Below are 17,922 nucleotides of genomic sequence, written 5' to 3' on the forward strand. Positions count from 1 at the left end.
GTCAGCGACAAATAAGACGCAATAAACACTCAACAACTTAACCCTTAAGCTAAGTTCGTTTGCTGTATCGCGTCGGGATGCAGGCTATTCTATACAGTTTCAAAACAATCGCAAGCCCTAATTTAATAAAAAACCACTATTTGTGTATTTTTTATACCAATTTATCAAAAAACTGGATTTTTCACTTACTTTTTAACCATTTTAAGTCAATATTTTATATCTAATAGATAAATTCTAGGATATCCACCTATTCAAAATATTCTGCAGAAGATTGTGCATGCAAAAAAGCTGGAATTAATCCTGTAAGCGCAGCGCGAATATCAGCCCGCTCATTGATTAACTGATGAGAACCTTCCTCCAACATCAGCAAAGTTTGTAATCTGAATTGCTTACGCACAAATTCAATATTGTATTTCCAATCCACAGTTTGATCCTGCGCTCCTTGAGCCAACCAAACAGGAATACGACATTTTGGATAAGCCTCCATTTCTTGCATCCATTTAGACATCGCCAAAATCCAATCCATCCCCATCATTTTAGGTTGTAGTGGATCTTTAAGTCTTACAAAACGAAGAAATTCAGGATTATGGTTATTTCTTTTAAAATGACGTGGCACTTCTCTTTTTATTCTACGAATAATGCCTAAGCCAATTGAATTATGCCACCACGCAGTTTTTGCTGGACGAACCAGAGGCGATAATAGCAATACCCTCCCCACGATTGGATTTTCACGCTTCTGCGCATATTCAAGTAAGTGATGCATCCAAATTGCACCCCCTGTACTTTGCCCTACACCTAACCATGGCTTAGGAAGCTGTTCAGCATTTTTAACGTATTGATAAATTGCATGTAAAACCTGTTGATAATGATCAAAGTTTTTAATGTTGGCTGGAGAACCATCACTTAAACCATGTCCAGGTAAGTCATAAGTAATTACACTAAAGCCTTGTTCTAATATTTCTTTGATAATAGGTTGGTAGATTCCGCTATGTTCCAAATAGCCATGCAAAAGACAGACCGTACCTTTTAGCTTTTCTATTTTCGGTTTAAAAACCTGTACATGTAATTTAAACAAGGGCATTTCCACAACCCCCTGCCATTGCTCACAATCCAACTGATCAAAACCATAAAGCCGTTGGTAGGCTTTTATTTCCTTGTTAGGAACATAGTTACGATTTAAATTTAGTGCTTCTAATAATTTAGGTGTGGTGTCACGACTAGGCACTGGCAAATCCAGTTGCTTTAAAATGGTCGGATTTAAAAAAGGAATATCTGTCATTATGGTACCTCTCTACAGCCACTTGAACCAAACAACATATCTCGAATTGTTGCTAAAGTTTCATAATTTGCTCTACGGCTATGGTTATAATTTTGTTGACTTGGCTGCCATGAAGTCAATGGCGTTGGCATAGGCGACTCAACTGGAATCGTCTCAATACCATTCAATGCAAACAACCTTCGTGTTCTTGGCATATGGTAACGATCTGTAATTAATAATACAGTTGGAGCTCCCCCTTTCTTTTGTAACAACAATGAACTAAAACGTGTATTTTCACAGGTATTCATACTTCTATTTTCTAATAATTTGGCTTCTACACCACGTTCAGATAACCATTTCTGCATATAAGGTGCTTCTACACCACTCAATACAATAGGCAAATGCACTTTCTTTTCTAAAGCCAATGTTGTTTCCAAACGTAATTTTGTATATTGATTGACTATAATATCTTTTTGATTTTTATCTAAAGTTAACCCACCACCAAGCACAACAATTGCATAAGGTTGACTACTTGATTTATTTTTTTGAGTATTTTCACTCTGAACCAAGGACATATCTTCTTGCACCTGAGATACGGCTAACTCACTTGCACTATACAAGTCTGGCTCAGATTCAGTTTCTTTAATTTTGTGTGTTTTAAGAAAAACAATATATTCGTCCATCAATGCTTTATTGTCTTCATTATTTAAATCCAACAATTCTTTGACTGCTTCAGCAGATTGATCAACATTTGGCATTGAACTTGTCTGTTCTGCAAGTAAAGGAATCACAGGTTTTTCTTCTGTGTCTTGTTCATTCTGCTGTTCATTTGCTATTTGCTCTTGTAATGCTTTATAACGCAAGCCGAGCATTGCAATACCATTTGTATTTTTACTGCTAATTTCTTGTTCCATCAGTTTCAGATAAGCCTGTCTTGCAATCCACAAATCTGAACCAGGTTCTAAATTTTCAGATTCAGATAAAGCCGCATTTTGTTGGCTTTTGGCTGCAACTTGATTGACTTCAACAGGTACAAAAGTGTTGAGCAGCTTAACCATCATATTTGAATAAAAAGGCGTGTACCAAAAAACCATTAAACAGCCGAAAAATACAAATAATATTGCAATTATTCGTACTAGTCTGACCATCCAATGCAATTTCACCATATATATACGCTCTTAATGGTTTTGAATTAATCCGAACTCATTAAAAAGTACGGGTTCAGGCTCCAAACGCACACCAAATGTATCAAAAACATCTTTTTGTACAGCATGATATGTTGCTTGCACATCGGTTAAGGTCGCATTTGCATAATTCACTAAGACCAAAGCTTGCTTTTCAAACATCCCTACTTGATCTAAACGTTTACCTTTCCAGCCAGCCTGATCGATAAGCCAACCTGCGGCTATCTTAACCTGATTCCCTGTCTGAGGATAATGTGGAATATTGGGGAATTTTGCAATCAATTGTGAAAATTCTGTTTGATTTATAATTGGATTTTTAAAAAAACTTCCAACATTAGGGTATTGTTTTGGGTCAGGTAACTTACTTTGTCGAATATGGATAACTTGTTTTTGTAGGTTTTCAGCAGTGAGTTCATCCCCCATCGCAGTTTTTAAATCTCCGTAATTTATTTTTAAATCAGGGAATTTAAGTAATTTGAAAATAACATGGGTAATCACGTAACGATTTGGATCATCTTTAAAAATACTATGTCGATACGTAAAATGACAATCTGATGCCAAAATTGATGTGACTTGATTCAATTTACGATCAAACACCTCTACAGATTGAATAAATTCACCGACTTCTACACCATATGCACCAATATTTTGCACAGGAGATGCACCAACCAACCCCGGAATTAAAGCTAAATTTTGCAAACCATATAGTTGCTGCACTGTTGTCCATAATACAAAATCGTGCCAATTTTGCCCCGCGCCAACTTTTAATGTTTGACTATGCTCATCTTCATTTAAAAACTCAATCCCTTGAATATCCATAGCAATAACAAGCGCTTGAATCTGCTCAGGAAGCATCATATTACTTCCGCCTGAAAGCAGCAGAACATTGAGTTCATTAGTTTCAGCAAACAATAAAGCCTCTTGAAGCGCCTGAACAGATTGAACTTTAATAAAGTGTGAAGCAATTGAGTCTAAACTCAACGTATTGAAAGGCTTTAGTTGAACCTGAGATTCAATATTCATAACGAGCATTCATTCCTAAAATATTTCAATTACTTCTGTTTAAACTGTTGCTGAAACACGTTCACCCAACCCGTACTACTTGATTCACATTGATCAAGCACACGTTCAAACCCTTGCCCATCACCATAATAAGGATCAGGTAAGGCTTGTTTTGGGTATTGAGTATCGTGTTCACTCATCAAAGCGATTTTAGCTTTTATACGATGCAACTCATATTCACTGATCGCTTGCTGCATGCGTTGTTGGATATCTTCAAAGTTTTGATGATCCATGGCTAAAATTAAATCAAACTCTAAAAAATCTTGTGTAGTTAATTGACGTGCACGTAAAGCAGACAGATCAAAACCCCGTTTTAACGCATGTTTTTGACTACGCTCATCAGGTGCTTTATTGGGGTGATAATTACTGGTTCCAGCTGAATCAACAAAGATATTGAGTTGTTTTTCATCACAATAATGTCGTAGAACCACCTCAGCAGTTGCTGAACGACAAATATTCCCTAAGCACACACACAAAACTTTGTATGGCATTTTGGATGACATAACAACCTCAATTGATCATTTCTTTTATAAAGGCTTATGTTAAGTTATTTAGCATACGAATCCTATAGAACAGTAAAACAATAGTGTTTTAATTTATGATGATAGATTAAGGATAATACATATGAACCATTTTCAATTTCAAACTGTTGCCAATATCATTTCAGGATTAGGATCAATCCAAGAACTCAGCAACTTTATCAGGCAAAATAATTACAAAAAAGCCTTAATTGTTACCGATGCGGGAATGATTCAACATTCCTTACATTTACCATTATTAGAAATACTCGAGCAAAACCATTTACCGTACGAAATTTATTCCGATGTTCAAGCAGATCCTGCTGAGCATATTGTTTTGACTGCATGTGAATTTGCCAAACAAAAACACGTAGATCTTGTGATTGGTTTTGGTGGAGGCAGCTCTATGGATGTTGCCAAGTTAATTGCTATTTTAGCCAATCCAAATCAAACTCAAAGTATTCAAGAAATCTATGGAATCAATAACGTTAAAGGTCCACGATTACCTTTAATATTGATTCCAACAACAGCGGGTACTGGTTCCGAAGTGACCCCAATTTCGATTGTAACGACTGGCGAAACCACTAAAACAGGTATTGTTTCTCCAATGTTATATGCAGATATTGCAATATTGGATGCTACCTTTACCATGGGCTTACCCGCACATATCACTGCCGCAACCGGTATTGATGCGATGGTGCATGCAATTGAAGCGTATACATCCAAAATTAAGAAAAATTTTTATGCAGATATGCTTGCAAAACAAGCACTAAAACTACTCAATAAAAATCTAAAACTGGTCTTACAAGATGGATCAAACTTAGAAGCTCGTCAAAACATGTTATTGGGTTCAATGTTGGCTGGTCAGGCCTTTGCTAATGCCCCTGTCGGTGCTGTGCACGCTTTAGCCTACCCGCTAGGCGGACATTTTCATCTTTCGCATGGACATACCAACGCTTTGGTTTTGTTGGAAGTATTAAAATTTAATGCCCCTGAAGCCAAGCAGCAATATGCGGAATTAATGCAATGGTTAAATCCTTATAGTCAAGGCAGTGTTGATGGTTTATGTGACTTATTTATTGACCATATGCAAAGCCATCTCGAACAAAGCGGTTTAACACTAAAGTTAAGAGATTTAAATGTTCAAGAACAACAATTAGAAACTCTTGCACAGGATGCGATGCTTCAAAGTCGTTTATTACAAAATAACCCTAGAGAACTCACGCAAACAGATGCACTAAAAATTTATCAAGCGATTTACTAAACCTTTAACGAAGAATACACACAATTGTTGATAATTTAATGCAAATTTTCTCTACATAACAATGTAGTTTTGCTTAAATTATCACTCAATGCAAAATAAATCATTTTCATACTTTTATTCTCAAACTGTGTAAAATTCAGCAATGAATACTTGACTTTTATTCTATTTTTTAACCATTTAATTAATTCAAAAAAGTGTTTAATTTTATAATAATATTTTATATATCATAATTTTATAAAAATTAATTATATTTTTAATGACTTATTGGTAGATTTTTTAATGCCATTTTCATTTAATTTTTAAAACATTTACTCTAGAATCGCTGCCGATCTTGATCGGGAAATTAAGATAACCGACAGTACTGGAAACAATTCTATGAACAAACTTACATTAGCAATCCTCCCTTTCGCATTGATTGGTCTACACACAACCACTCAAGCCGCTACTACTGACGGTAAAACATTTGGGGTTTCTACAGGTTGGCTACATGTTATGCCGCAAAGCAATCCTCAAGGTGTCAATGGTAAAACAGGTAGTTCACCATTTCTTGGCGCTTTGGCAAATTTACAGTCAGCAAACCCAGAAGCAGGTTTTGAAGTACAAAATGCTGACACTGTAGGCTTAATGCTTGATTATTATGTGAATGACAATGTTTCATTAGAATTGACTTTAGGTACACCACCTGAAATGAAACTTGCAGGACAAGGTAATATCACTGTTCATGGTGTAAAAATTATTGATTTAAACAACTTTGATGAAGCTGCAACAACTGATGCCTATACCCCAACGATTTCGGGTCGTTATCATTTTGGTTCAATCAATAACAAGATTCGCCCATATGTAGGCGCGGGTTTAATGTATGCACATTTCTCAAATGTAGAAACTGATCCAGCAATCAATACTGCACTCAAAAACTCAAAACTAGGCCCATTTAACCCATCATTAGGTAAAGTAAAAGTTGATGATGCTTTTGCTCCAGTTGCGATGATTGGGGTTGACTACAACATAACGAAAGACTGGTATGCAACCGCATCGGTTTCTTATGCGCACTTGACAACTTCAGCAGAATTAAAAGTCAATGGTATGACGCCGGCAGGTAAAACCACTTTGATTTCTGGTAAAAGTGATATTGAAATCAAACCAATCGTGACTTATATCGGTATCGGTTACCGTTTCTAATTTAAAGATTAGAACGAGAAGCCCGTTAAACTATTTTGTTTAATGGGCTTTTTTCATATAGCATGGTGAAACTCAGAAGATGTAAACACAAACAATAAATTTTAGAAGTCCGAAAAATGAAACCAGTTGTTAAAGATCGTTCTCAATATCATTTTTTATTGCCCATTCAAACACGCTGGGCAGATAATGATATTTATGGCCATGTCAATAATGTGACTTACTATAGCTACTTTGACACCGCTGCCAATTCACTGTTAATTCAACATGCTGCTTTTGATATTCATCATTCACCGATTATTGGTTTAGTCGTAAGCTCATCCTGCAATTTCTTAGAAGAACTCACTTATCCTGAAATTATTGAAGTGGGTGTCGCTATTTCAAAAATAGGCAATTCGTCTTTGACTTATGATCTCGCCATTTTCAAACAAGGCAAACAGCAGGCTTCTGCACAAGGTCAATTTATTCATGTTTTTGTTGATCGTGAAACGAAAAAAAACACCTCGATTCCCCAAGAAATGCGAGATGCTTTAAAACCATTTTCAGATCAAGATTTCAATTGAATATTGTGTAATTGCCCATCAAAGGCGTCAACCAAACTTTTTACAACAGCTTCTTGATGAAGCATTTCAGCTGCACGTTGGAATGCTTTGGCTTTGCGTTCATTTTGCATCATATAAGGTGTGGTTGATGCGATTTCGCCATACTCCACACTAAATACAGTATTTTCCCACTGTTGCTTCAACGCAGCCCCTAAATCAAACTGCGCTTGTCCTAATAATTTTTCATATTTTTGCGGAATTTGAAAAACGGATTGCGCATTTATAGTGCCTGTCATTAAACCATGTTGAGCAAGCTCTTGAACGGCAGGTGAAAGTTCACTATTTCTAAACCAATATTCCCACTTATCTACCGTCCAATCTCCTTCTAACGTTTGGTTTTTCAAACTTAAAATTTGTTGAGGGCTTTGTTGATCATTTATAGTTAACGATAGATCTACTGGCTTTGCATCTGTTGCATGAATAACATCAACTTCAACAACTGAAGTTTGGTCAATATCTTGATTTACTTGTGTTTGTTGAGATTGATTCGCTTGAACTTGATTGACCTGTTCAGTCGTTTCAGGTGCTAAAAAGAAAACATCTTGCTGTACCGTGGTTGGTGTAACTGAATTCTGAGTAATCGTAGAAATTGAATCTCCACCGAATAAACTTAAACTTGGTTCGTCTATAGCCTGTATAGCTGAATACTCAGTAATTTGTTGATCCGACAATACTTCACTGTGCTCAATAGTCTGAGCAAGCGCTATATTTGTCGCTATGTGTGACTCTGCTGTTGTCTGAATATTTTCAGTTAACTCTACAATTTCATCATCTAAAAAATCATCACTACTCGGCTCATTTTCAACAATATGATGTTCCGATAATTCATCTTCAATATCTTCAAAAGCAGGATCAAAACCTGAATTGATATTTTGTGCTGAGCTAGGCTCTGGAACACTTACAATATTTTGTGTATTTGTAATTTCAGCATCAGCACTAAACTTTTCATTTTCAATAGAATTGGTCTTTACGTCTTGTATAGGCTGAGCTTGAGTCTGAACCTGATTGATCTGATGTCTATTTTCAGCAAGCGAAGCAACTGGCTGCTGTTGCACAATCATTTCATTGTTTTGTATCGGTCTAAATGCCAATAAACGCAACACAGTCATTTCAAAGCCTTGCTCTTGAGTGACTGCTAATTGCAATTCAGCACGACCTTTACATGCAATCTGATAGTACAATTGTAAATCTTGCGCCGAAACCAACTGTGAAAGTTGCATAATTTTTCGATTAATTTCAGCACTATATTTCAAGCTAAGTTCAGGCAAATATTGCAACATTGCCAACTCATGCAGTGTTGAAATAAATTGATCTAAAACCAAAGATACATCCAAAGCTTGCTGTCTAAATTGCAAGAGAAGCTGGCTTACTCGCTCACGCTGATTTTGGTGAATCACTAAAATCAAATCATAGATAATGGTACGGTCAATTAGACCTAACATTTCCTTTACATCTTGGTGATGGATCGCTCCTTGCCCATAAGCAATCGCTTGATCCGTTAAAGACAATGCATCACGCAATGAACCCTGAGCAGATTCAGCAATTTGCCAAATCGCATCTTGCTCAGCATTAATGTGTTCTTTATTTAAAATATGATCTAAATGATGGGTAATTTCATCTACAGCCAAAGGGCGTAATGTAAATTGTAAACAACGTGAAATCACCGTAATCGGTAATTTTTGAGGGTCTGTTGTTGCGAATAAAAATTTGACATGCTCAGGTGGCTCTTCCAATGTTTTCAACAATGCATTGAATGAATGTGTCGACAACATATGCACTTCGTCAATCAGATAGACTTTGAATCGCCCCTGTGTCGGTGCATAAGGAACGTTATCTAAGAGTTCACGTGTATCTTCAACTTTAGTCCGTGATGCCGCATCAATCTCAATTAAATCGATAAAACGGCCTTCATTGACTGCCTTACATGTCGCACAAACTTCACACGGCGTTGAAGTCACGCCTGTTTCACAGTTTAAACATTTTGCCAAAATACGTGCAATGGTGGTTTTACCCACACCACGTGTTCCTGTAAATAGGTAAGCATGATGCAAACGTCCACGGTCTAAAGCACTGGTCAGCGCACGAGAGACGTGATTTTGTCCAACCAATTCATTAAAGTTGCGTGGGCGATATTTACGTGCAAGTACCTGATACATGAAAGCTCCTATTTACAGGTCTTAGGATACTGTTTTTTAAGTGTAGAGTGAATTAAAAATACAAAATCAGTCATCATAAGTTGAAATACGATTCAATAATGACAACGAGTCAGCATATAACTGTTTTACAAGTCAATAATGTAGATCACAGACACTAAAGCTTGATTTCAATAATTCTGTTGAATTCTTTACAACTTATATTTAACATCAAGAAAAACTCTAGAAAAATCAAATGCAGGAAAATAATTATACAAAACATTTTATTGTGTTTTCGATACTTTATTACTTAGGGATAAATTTATCAATTTTCATTATGCCTTTGTATTTTAATGAGAATAATGCAGTTAAAATTTATGGACTGGCTTATGCATGCATGTCTATTGCTGGAATATTTGCAATATTACTCGGAAAGCTTGTCGATAAATTCAATTGGATTACAACCCTCACCTTAACCACGCTCATTTATGCTTTCGCAATGCTCGGACGAATCATTACCCATGAATATCTTGCCGTTTTAATTGCTTTCATTGCTGGACTTGTAGCCTCTACTGGGGTCTTGAGCTTAAAAAACTGGATGGCGTATAGCACTCAAAGTACTTTAACCAATCGCCTTGTGCTCTATCGTAGCTTAATTTTTCATTCAACCAATTTATTTTCAATGGTTTTTGTATTAGCACTCGCCTATATCATAACAGATAAAAGACATTTGTATTGGTCACTTTTGGTTTTATCCGCAGTCATCGTATTTTTCGCATGGTTATTCTTTTTAAAAATTAGAAACCATTATCATATTGATAAACATGATAATAAAAAACTTTCCAAAATTACATTTAATCCAATCATCGTATTATTCTGTTTAAATATGATTTTCTCAGGATGCTATTCGGGTCTTATTAAGCCTTATCTCATCCTACTTTTCATCAAAAAAGGCTTTTCTGATGAATATTCAATTTTCATTAATTTACTGATTGTTTTTTCACAAGTTATTTTCACAACGATAGTGATCAAGAAACTTAACTTTTTCTCAAAATCTCCAATTAAATTACTGATTATTTTAGAAACAAGTTTATTACTGAGTTACTTATTTATATATTTTGAATATTTAGAAATCAGTATTTATGTCTTGTTATTTATCTTCATTTTGCGAACATTTTTGTTATCGACCAGTACCTGCACTGAAGAAATCATTCACATGCAATATATTTCAAAACAACAGTTCGCTGCTGTATTCGGATTGTTACTCACTTTATTTTTGATCGGTGATTCATTTGGTGCATTTATATCCTCCTTGGTTTTTGATCATAATTATTTGAATATATTTTTAATTTCAGCTGTTTTTGTTTTTCTTAATCTGTGTACATACATTTTTCTCAGCTTCGCAATAAAAAAGCACCATCAAATATAATGGTGCTTTTTAAATTAATGAGAATAGCTCATCACTATTCAATCAAAACCAACCTTTACTGCCCTTAATTTCAGCATCTGCACAACGTAATGCTTCCTGAGTCAGTCCCCAAAGGCGGTAATCCCCCGTGATTGAGCCTATTTTAAAATTATGGGTATAAGCAAAGCTTAACTCACGTTGCGGATCACACCATGCACCTGAGCCATTATAACCAATATGACCAAAACCTTTTTTTGCACGTTTACCCATTGTAATGACACGGTGGTACCCTAAACGCCACTTCATTGGAATAGGCATCACACGATCACGCTTAATAGATTGAATCTTACTTAACTCGGCAAATATTTCAGGTTTAATGAATATCTTGCCATCCCAGACTCCTTTATTTGCCATCATGGCATAAATTTTTGCCAAACTATTGGCAGTAAAAACACCATTGGCAGCAGGAATGATCGCTTGTAAACCTTGATCGCTAAAAAAGCTAAAATCACGCATACCTTTCGGTACCATTGCATCTACAAAATCCTGCGGATTCTGACCACTCAATTCAATCAATTTATCTGAAAAAGAAGCAATTGTTTTGTTTTTTACTTTCGCTTTTTCAGTTCGTGATTCATTTTTTTGTATTGGCTCTGCTTTGGTCATTAAACGTGCAACACGATCTAACTCAAACGCAGGAATACCAAAATAGGCCCCATCCAATTCAAGTGGCTCAACGAGATATTTTTGCAATAATGTAGTTAAAGTTTGCTGTGTTGCTTTTTCAAGCACACCACCCACCAACCAACCAAATGTTAAAGCTTGATAAGCAATATCAGATCCGACTGAAAAACGAGGAGTCGCCTGTTCCATGACCGTTAACATATGTTGCCAATCTGCCATTTCAACTGCACGATCAATCACATTACGGATATCATATAAACCACTTTGATGACTTAAAATATGACGCAATGTCATATTTTGCTTACCATTTTGTCCAAATTCAGGCCAAAATTTTGCGACTGGTGTATCGTAATCTAAAAAGCCTTCACTCACCATTATATGCGCTAAAGTAGCAAGAACACCTTTTCCTGTTGAATAACAAACCGATAAAGTTTGTGCATTCCATTGTTCAGTATTCGATTTCTTGCCAGTGTAAATATCAACAACTTTTTTACCTTGAAAATAAACAGCTAAAGCAGCACCACCTTGCTCTGCTCGTCCATCTTGCAAACGACTAAACTGCTCTGCCAAGTCTTGAAAACGCTGATCTACATAACCTTGATAATTCAGTTTATCTGCAAAAAAGACACCTTTTAAACCGCTCATTTTCCTATTCCTATTTTATCTTTATATCGCGCTTTTTATTGTATAAAAAAGCCTAAATCATCTCGATTTAGGCGATCTATTCTATTTGACTTTAAAGTGTTTTGACCACACCTGCAACATGCGGCTTATGTGATTTTTGATTTCTGATCAGGAAATCAGTCGCTTTAGTCTCTTCTGCTGTCAAAAACTCAACAGTCGAAGGTAGAAATATAGGTAACTTAAAAGCAACATCAGCTTCATATGCATCAGGTAAATTCAAGCTTGCTAAAGCACGCGCTTTACTCCACATTCCATGTGCAATCGCTTGTTTAAAACCAAACGCTTTTGCAGTCACGGCATGAATATGAATCAAATTAAAATCGCCTGAAACTTTTGCGTAACGACGACCTGTATTTTCGGAAATATTCCACACATCCTTGACTGAAAAATGAGGTTCTTTGGTATCTTTTGATTTTTCTGAAGACGAATTTGTTGTTTTTTGGCGAGCCAAATAGGTCGTAATACCTTCAACAACAATACTATTCCCCACTTTAACAGTCGTAATAAAATCAAACTGTAGACCTTTATCATGTGGCTTTAATTCACCAAATTTACATGACAACGTCAGTTGTTCATTTACACCGACTTTACGTGTTTGTTTAACAACATTACGAATATGCACCAAGCCTAAAAGTGCAAATGGGAAAGCTTCTGTCGTCATCATGCTCATTTGCAGACTTTGAGACAGTACTGTTAGATAAATTGCTGGAATATAACCATTATTTTTAAAACCACAAACTTCGTTATAGGCTTTTAAATGATTAGAATCAACTTTAAAAGAATCCACCACATATTCAACTTGCGGTAGAACCTTTTCACCTTTCGGCTTTTTGAAAATAAGACCTTGAATAACTTTACTATAAGCTAAATAAGGTTTTGGAAGTTGACTAAAATGGCGAGTATTCATACTAAACCTTTAAATATTTATCGTTATTAAAAAGTAGCTGCTCAATAAAGAAAACATCAGGAAGTCCCCACAGTTAGAATCATCTAAATATAAAAACTTCCTGCCTTTACCCTGCTTAAAACGTTCGTAAAAAACTCAAGCAGAGGTACTTTTCGTTTTACTTATGCGCCCAACAAACTTTGGCCACAAACCCGTACAACATTACCATTTAAACCTGTCGAAGCTGTAGATGCAAATAAAGCAATTGTTTCAGCGACATCTACAGGTAAACCGCCTTGACTCATAGAGTTCATACGGCGACCTGCTTCACGAATAGCAAATGGAATTGCTGCAGTCATTTGAGTTTCAATAAAGCCAGGTGCAACAGCATTAATCGTAATACCATCTTTTAAAACTGGTGCAGTAAATTTCACTAAACCAATCACACCCGCTTTAGACACTGCATAATTGGTTTGACCTAAATTACCTGCAATACCTGAAATTGAAGATACGCAAACAATACGGCCATTCGCATTTAAACCATTATTAGACAATAAATAATCGTTAATACGTTCAGCTGCAGACAAGTTAATGTTGATCACAAGATCCCACATTTCAGGCTTCATATTTGCCAAAGTCTTATCACGAGTAATACCAGCGTTATGTACGATGATATCTAAACCACCTTGAGCCGCTGCAGCAGCTTTGATTTTTTCACCTGCATCTGCAGCGGTAATATCAATCGCTAATGTAGAACCACCGATTTCAGATGCAACACGGTCAAGATCTGCTTGTTGTGGTGGAACGTCTAAACAAATAACATGCGCCCCATCACGTGCCAAAACATGTGCAATCGCCTCACCAATACCACGACTCGCACCCGTTACCAGTGCAGTCTTACCTGCAAGTGGTTTTGCCCAGTCTACATCGACAACAGCAGCTTTTGAAACACGAATTACTTGGCCTGATACATAAGCAGAACGTGGAGACAATGCAAAACGTAAAGAAGATTCCAAGTTTTGTGCTGCATCTGCATCGACAAGAATCAAATCAGCTGCAATCCCTTTCTTAAATTCTTTGCCTACAGATTTAACAAAACCTTCCAAACCACGTTGTGCAATGGCTTGTTTGATTGTTGGCGCTGTTTCAGGTGTTAAACCTACAACAATCACACGACCTGATGTTGCAATTTGACGAGCAATTGGACTAAAAAATTTGTGCAATTCATTCAGTTGTTCTGAACTTTCAATACCAGAAGCATCAAAAACAACCGCTTTAAACTTAGATTCTTTATCACCTTCATTGAAAGCGCTAACATTTAAACCTGACTTTGCTGCAATTTGTTGAAGTTGAGCATTATTTCCAGCATAAGTATTGGCATGAATATTACTTAGAATCTGAGCAATTTCACCTGAAAATTGACTATTTGGTGCAGCACCCAATAGAACTGCACCCTTTACAACAGGTGTAGCCGATTCAAAACGATCTAATTCAATTGGAGATGGTAAACCTAAATTTTTAATTACAAATTTACCAATTGGAGATTTTGCAAAAGTTTGGTATTGATCAGACATGATTATTATCTCTTAACACAATTAGTTTTATATGGATCTTAAGTGGTCTATTAACACTAAAACAATCCCAAATATATAAGCTTTGTTCAAATTTAACCCACAACAAGCTATTTATATCATGCCAACAGACCCATAATATCAGTGACCCATAAGTTTCGGATAAATCATACTTGAGTTACATGCATGATGTCTTGACCTGAAACAATCCTCAAATGTCATTATAGTCAATTCAGCACATTATTGATTATGTTAATGTAAGCACTAAGAAGATTATCCACGTGCTTGGAAAAGCCTTATGAGCAAAACAACTCAAGAAAATCCAACAGTAGAGAATTCTACAAAAGAAACTGTGTCAAATACATCAAAAACTCGTACCCGCTCGAGTAACGCAAATAGCACTGTTTCAAATGCAACAAATAGCACAAAAAAGCCAAGTACTCCTACGGCTTCTACTACTCGTAGAAAAAGTGCTCCGACAAAAAAAGCTGAAATACCTTCAACGTCGAAAACACAAACTTCTGGTCAACAGGGCAAAAATATGAGTCAAAATACTGTTCGTCGCGTCGCAATTATCGGTGGTAACCGTATTCCTTTTGCACGTTCAAATGGTCCTTACTTTAAAGCATCTAACAGCGATATGTTAACTGCTGCGTTAAATGGTCTAGTAGAACGTTATAACCTTCAAGGTCAACGCTTAGGTGAAGTTGTTGCTGGTGCTGTACTTAAACACAGCCGTGATTTTAACATGACGCGTGAATGTGTACTCGATACTCAACTTTCACCTGAAACACCAGCTTATGATATTCAACAAGCATGTGCGACTGGCTTACAAGCAGCTTTCCTTGTTGCAAATAAAATTGCATTGGGTCAAATTGAAGTGGGTATTGCAGGTGGTGTAGATACAACTTCAGATGCGCCTATCGCATTAGGTGATGGTATCCGTAAAGCATTACTTGAGTTGAATATTGCTAAAACAGGTAAAGACCGATTAAAAGCATTATCAAAAATCAATGTAAAAGATTTGATGGATGCACCTAAAAATGGTGAACCTCGTACTGGTTTATCAATGGGTGATCACCAAGCCATTACTGCTTTAGAATGGGGTATTGCGCGTGAAGCTCAAGATGAGCTTGCTGCATCTTCACACCAAAAAATGGCAAAAGCGTATGAAGAAGGTTTCTTTGATGACCTTATGACGCCTTTCCTAGGTTTAACGAAAGACAATAACCTTCGTCCAGACTCTTCTGTAGAAAAACTTGCAAAACTTAAACCAGTATTTGGCAAAGGTGAAACTGCAACAATGACTGCAGGTAACTCTACGCCTTTAACGGATGGTGCATCTGTTACTCTTCTTGCTTCTGAAGAATGGGCTAAAGCAAATGGTCATGAAGTTTTAGCTTATTTATCATTTAGCGAAACTGCTGCTGTTGATTTCATTGGTAAAGATGGTCCTAAAGAAGGCTTATTGATGGCTCCTGCTTATGCAGTTCCACGTATGCTTGAGCGTGCTGGTCTTAAACTTCAAGATTTTGATTTCTATGAAATCCATGAAGCATTTGCATCACAAGTTCTTTCTACACTTAAAGCATGGGAAGATCCTAAGTTCTGTAAAGAGCGTTTAGGCTTGGATGCACCATTAGGTTCAATTGATCGTTCTAAATTAAACGTTAAAGGGTCTTCTTTAGCTGCGGGTCACCCATTCGCTGCAACTGGTGGCCGTATTCTTGCAACTGCTGCAAAACTTCTGAATGAAAAAGGTTCAGGTCGTGCATTGATCTCAATCTGTGCAGCGGGTGGACAAGGTGTGGTTGCAATTGTAGAGAAATAAAACGCCCTACTTTCCAGCCAATAAAAACCCTTAAAGTAATTTAAGGGTTTTTTTATTTTGTAGATTCAAAATTCATCATTTTTTATCAGAACTAAAAATTAACAATACTTCTCAAAATATAACTCGATGTTTCTAATAAAAAATATTTGGTAGGTGTTTAGTAGGTATTCAAAAAACCACCTAAAGACAATACTCAATCTCAAGGTGTTCATCACCTGTTGGAATGATGAAATAACAAATATGGTAGAAGGAATCGCACCATGGCTTTTAAAAATATTGCTGATCAAACAAACGGTTTTTACATCCCTTGCGTATCACTTTTTGGACCTGGTTGTGCCAAAGAAGTGGGTATTAAAGCTCAAAACTTAGGTGCTAAAAAAGCACTTATCGTAACTGATGCTGGTTTATTTAAATTTGGTGTCGCTGACATTATTGTCGGATATTTAAAAGAAGCTGGCGTAGACAGCCATGTATTTGCAGGTGCTGAACCAAATCCAACCGATATAAACGTACACAATGGTGTTAAAGAGTACAATGACAATGGTTGTGATTTCATTGTTTCTCTAGGTGGCGGTTCATCGCATGACTGTGCTAAAGGTATTGGTCTAGTAACTGCGGGTGGTGGTCACATTCGTGATTATGAAGGGATCGATCAAAGTAAAGTACCGATGACACCTTTAGTTGCGATCAATACCACTGCGGGTACTGCTTCTGAGATGACTCGCTTCTGTATCATTACCAATACAGATACGCATGTAAAAATGGCAATTGTCGATTGGCGTTGTACACCTCTCGTTGCAATTGATGACCCTAAACTCATGATTGCTAAACCTGCTGCACTGACTGCTGCAACTGGTATGGATGCTTTAACACATGCTGTTGAAGCGTATGTGTCAACTGCTGCCAATCCAATTACAGATGCTTGTGCTGAAAAAGCAATTAGCATGATCAGTGAATGGTTAAGCCCTGCTGTTGCAAATGGTGAAAATATTGAAGCACGTGATGCAATGGCTTATGCACAATATTTGGCAGGTATGGCGTTTAACAATGCTTCATTAGGCTACGTACATGCAATGGCGCATCAGCTTGGTGGTTTCTATAACCTTCCGCACGGCGTTTGTAATGCAATTTTATTACCACATGTGTGTGAATTTAACCTGATCGCATGCCCAGATCGTTATGCAAAAATTGCACAATTGATGGGTGTAAATACTGAAGGCTTAACTATTACAGAAGCGGCTTATTCTGCTATTGCAGCAATCCGTGAATTATCTGCTTCGATTGGTATTCCTTCAGGACTTGCTGTACTGGGCGTTAAAGCTGAAGATCATGCAGTGATGACTTCAAATGCACAAAAAGATGCGTGTATGCTCACCAATCCACGTAAAGCAACAGACGCTCAAGTAATCGGTATTTTTGAAGCAGCGATGTAAATTCACTACTTCTTTAACTTTTGCTACTTTTAGGAATATGACTTCGGTGATATTCCTTTTTTTTATGTCCATCCTATAAAAACAATTTCACCGCTTCTCATCACCCACCAGCATTAAATTATCTTTAAAGACTGTGTTTATTCACCCTAGAGCAATATATTTCTACACACCAGACCAGTAATATCACTTTCAGGCTTAAACACATTTAATCTATATAAGCCATGTGATC

General features: G+C 36.6%; 14 protein-coding genes. 6 read left to right on the top strand and 8 right to left on the bottom strand.

All coding sequences use genetic code 11. The annotated features are described in order from the left end of the window. Positions 1–247 precede the first annotated feature (247 nt). Genes D7V20_RS09785 through D7V20_RS09800 form a run of 4 tightly spaced genes read right to left on the bottom strand, consistent with a single transcriptional unit; the run spans position 248 to position 4,007 of the window. Positions 248–1,279, bottom strand: a complete 1,032-nt coding sequence (locus D7V20_RS09785) for an alpha/beta hydrolase (protein ID WP_120384107.1) — start codon at positions 1,277–1,279, stop codon at positions 248–250. Continuing rightward, positions 1,279–2,424 (bottom strand): YdcF family protein, encoded by a 1,146-nt coding sequence (locus tag D7V20_RS09790; RefSeq protein ID WP_120384108.1) that lies wholly within the window; start codon positions 2,422–2,424, stop codon positions 1,279–1,281. The genes D7V20_RS09785 and D7V20_RS09790 overlap by 1 nt, the downstream gene beginning before the upstream one ends. A gap of 12 nt (positions 2,425–2,436) precedes the next feature. Continuing rightward, entirely contained in the window at positions 2,437–3,465 is a 1,029-nt protein-coding gene (murB, locus tag D7V20_RS09795; RefSeq protein ID WP_120384109.1) for a UDP-N-acetylmuramate dehydrogenase, read from the bottom strand. A 29-nt stretch (positions 3,466–3,494) separates the two neighbouring features. Next, positions 3,495–4,007, bottom strand: coding sequence for a low molecular weight protein-tyrosine-phosphatase (locus D7V20_RS09800; protein WP_120384110.1), 513 nt, complete (start codon positions 4,005–4,007; stop codon positions 3,495–3,497). A gap of 121 nt (positions 4,008–4,128) precedes the next feature. On the opposite strand from D7V20_RS09800, the gene D7V20_RS09805 reads away from it, so the two are divergent. The 3 genes from D7V20_RS09805 (at position 4,129) to D7V20_RS09815 (ending at position 7,025) form a co-directional block, all read left to right on the top strand. Then, the gene (locus D7V20_RS09805; RefSeq protein WP_120384111.1) at positions 4,129–5,286 is read left to right on the top strand and encodes an iron-containing alcohol dehydrogenase; all 1,158 of its coding nucleotides are present in this window, start codon (positions 4,129–4,131) and stop codon (positions 5,284–5,286) included. Positions 5,287–5,661: 375 nt separating this feature from the next. Next, positions 5,662–6,465, top strand: coding sequence for an OmpW/AlkL family protein (locus D7V20_RS09810; RefSeq protein ID WP_120384112.1), 804 nt, complete (start codon positions 5,662–5,664; stop codon positions 6,463–6,465). A gap of 116 nt (positions 6,466–6,581) precedes the next feature. After that, positions 6,582–7,025, top strand: a complete 444-nt coding sequence (locus tag D7V20_RS09815) for an acyl-CoA thioesterase (protein ID WP_120384113.1) — start codon at positions 6,582–6,584, stop codon at positions 7,023–7,025. Here the strand turns inward: D7V20_RS09815 and dnaX are convergent. Further along, positions 7,010–9,220: a DNA polymerase III subunit gamma/tau gene (dnaX, locus tag D7V20_RS09820; RefSeq protein WP_120384114.1), complete on the bottom strand. Its 2,211-nt coding sequence runs from the start codon at positions 9,218–9,220 to the stop codon at positions 7,010–7,012. The genes D7V20_RS09815 and dnaX overlap by 16 nt on opposite strands. Before the next feature lie 232 nt (positions 9,221–9,452). Between dnaX and D7V20_RS09825 the strand changes: the two genes are divergently transcribed. Then, positions 9,453–10,625 (top strand): MFS transporter, encoded by a 1,173-nt coding sequence (locus D7V20_RS09825; RefSeq protein ID WP_328588408.1) that lies wholly within the window; start codon positions 9,453–9,455, stop codon positions 10,623–10,625. Between the two features lie 42 nt (positions 10,626–10,667). Here D7V20_RS09825 and D7V20_RS09830 read toward each other — a convergent pair whose 3' ends face one another. From D7V20_RS09830 to D7V20_RS09840, 3 genes are all read right to left on the bottom strand, one after another. Then, positions 10,668–11,933, bottom strand: a complete 1,266-nt coding sequence (locus tag D7V20_RS09830) for a serine hydrolase domain-containing protein (RefSeq protein ID WP_120384116.1) — start codon at positions 11,931–11,933, stop codon at positions 10,668–10,670. Positions 11,934–12,024: 91 nt separating this feature from the next. Further along, positions 12,025–12,879 (bottom strand): MaoC family dehydratase, encoded by an 855-nt coding sequence (locus D7V20_RS09835; protein WP_120384117.1) that lies wholly within the window; start codon positions 12,877–12,879, stop codon positions 12,025–12,027. A gap of 161 nt (positions 12,880–13,040) precedes the next feature. After that, entirely contained in the window at positions 13,041–14,432 is a 1,392-nt protein-coding gene (locus D7V20_RS09840; protein WP_120384118.1) for a 3-oxoacyl-ACP reductase, read from the bottom strand. Positions 14,433–14,727: 295 nt separating this feature from the next. Between D7V20_RS09840 and D7V20_RS09845 the strand changes: the two genes are divergently transcribed. Beyond that, positions 14,728–16,260, top strand: a complete 1,533-nt coding sequence (locus tag D7V20_RS09845) for an acetyl-CoA C-acetyltransferase (protein WP_120384119.1) — start codon at positions 14,728–14,730, stop codon at positions 16,258–16,260. 260 nt (positions 16,261–16,520) lie between these two features. Then, complete coding sequence (gene mdh, locus D7V20_RS09850) at positions 16,521–17,693, top strand: iron-dependent methanol dehydrogenase (RefSeq protein ID WP_120384120.1); 1,173 nt, start codon at positions 16,521–16,523, stop codon at positions 17,691–17,693. The last annotated feature ends 229 nt before the right edge of the window (positions 17,694–17,922 follow it).

Source organism: Acinetobacter rongchengensis, from assembly GCF_003611475.1.
Taxonomy (GTDB): domain Bacteria; phylum Pseudomonadota; class Gammaproteobacteria; order Pseudomonadales; family Moraxellaceae; genus Acinetobacter; species Acinetobacter rongchengensis.

What these genes read in the sequence shown, in the direction of transcription:
- D7V20_RS09785 (WP_120384107.1), bottom strand. Translation starts at nt 1,279, where the DNA reads ATGACAGATATTCCTTTTTTAAATCCGACCATTTTAAAGCAACTGGAT.
- D7V20_RS09790 (WP_120384108.1), bottom strand. Translation starts at nt 2,424, where the DNA reads ATGGTGAAATTGCATTGGATGGTCAGACTAGTACGAATAATTGCAATA.
- murB (WP_120384109.1), bottom strand. Translation starts at nt 3,465, where the DNA reads ATGAATATTGAATCTCAGGTTCAACTAAAGCCTTTCAATACGTTGAGT.
- D7V20_RS09800 (WP_120384110.1), bottom strand. Translation starts at nt 4,007, where the DNA reads ATGTCATCCAAAATGCCATACAAAGTTTTGTGTGTGTGCTTAGGGAAT.
- D7V20_RS09805 (WP_120384111.1), top strand. Translation starts at nt 4,129, where the DNA reads ATGAACCATTTTCAATTTCAAACTGTTGCCAATATCATTTCAGGATTA.
- D7V20_RS09810 (WP_120384112.1), top strand. Translation starts at nt 5,662, where the DNA reads ATGAACAAACTTACATTAGCAATCCTCCCTTTCGCATTGATTGGTCTA.
- D7V20_RS09815 (WP_120384113.1), top strand. Translation starts at nt 6,582, where the DNA reads ATGAAACCAGTTGTTAAAGATCGTTCTCAATATCATTTTTTATTGCCC.
- dnaX (WP_120384114.1), bottom strand. Translation starts at nt 9,220, where the DNA reads ATGTATCAGGTACTTGCACGTAAATATCGCCCACGCAACTTTAATGAA.
- D7V20_RS09825 (WP_328588408.1), top strand. Translation starts at nt 9,453, where the DNA reads ATGCAGGAAAATAATTATACAAAACATTTTATTGTGTTTTCGATACTT.
- D7V20_RS09830 (WP_120384116.1), bottom strand. Translation starts at nt 11,933, where the DNA reads ATGAGCGGTTTAAAAGGTGTCTTTTTTGCAGATAAACTGAATTATCAA.
- D7V20_RS09835 (WP_120384117.1), bottom strand. Translation starts at nt 12,879, where the DNA reads ATGAATACTCGCCATTTTAGTCAACTTCCAAAACCTTATTTAGCTTAT.
- D7V20_RS09840 (WP_120384118.1), bottom strand. Translation starts at nt 14,432, where the DNA reads ATGTCTGATCAATACCAAACTTTTGCAAAATCTCCAATTGGTAAATTT.
- D7V20_RS09845 (WP_120384119.1), top strand. Translation starts at nt 14,728, where the DNA reads ATGAGCAAAACAACTCAAGAAAATCCAACAGTAGAGAATTCTACAAAA.
- mdh (WP_120384120.1), top strand. Translation starts at nt 16,521, where the DNA reads ATGGCTTTTAAAAATATTGCTGATCAAACAAACGGTTTTTACATCCCT.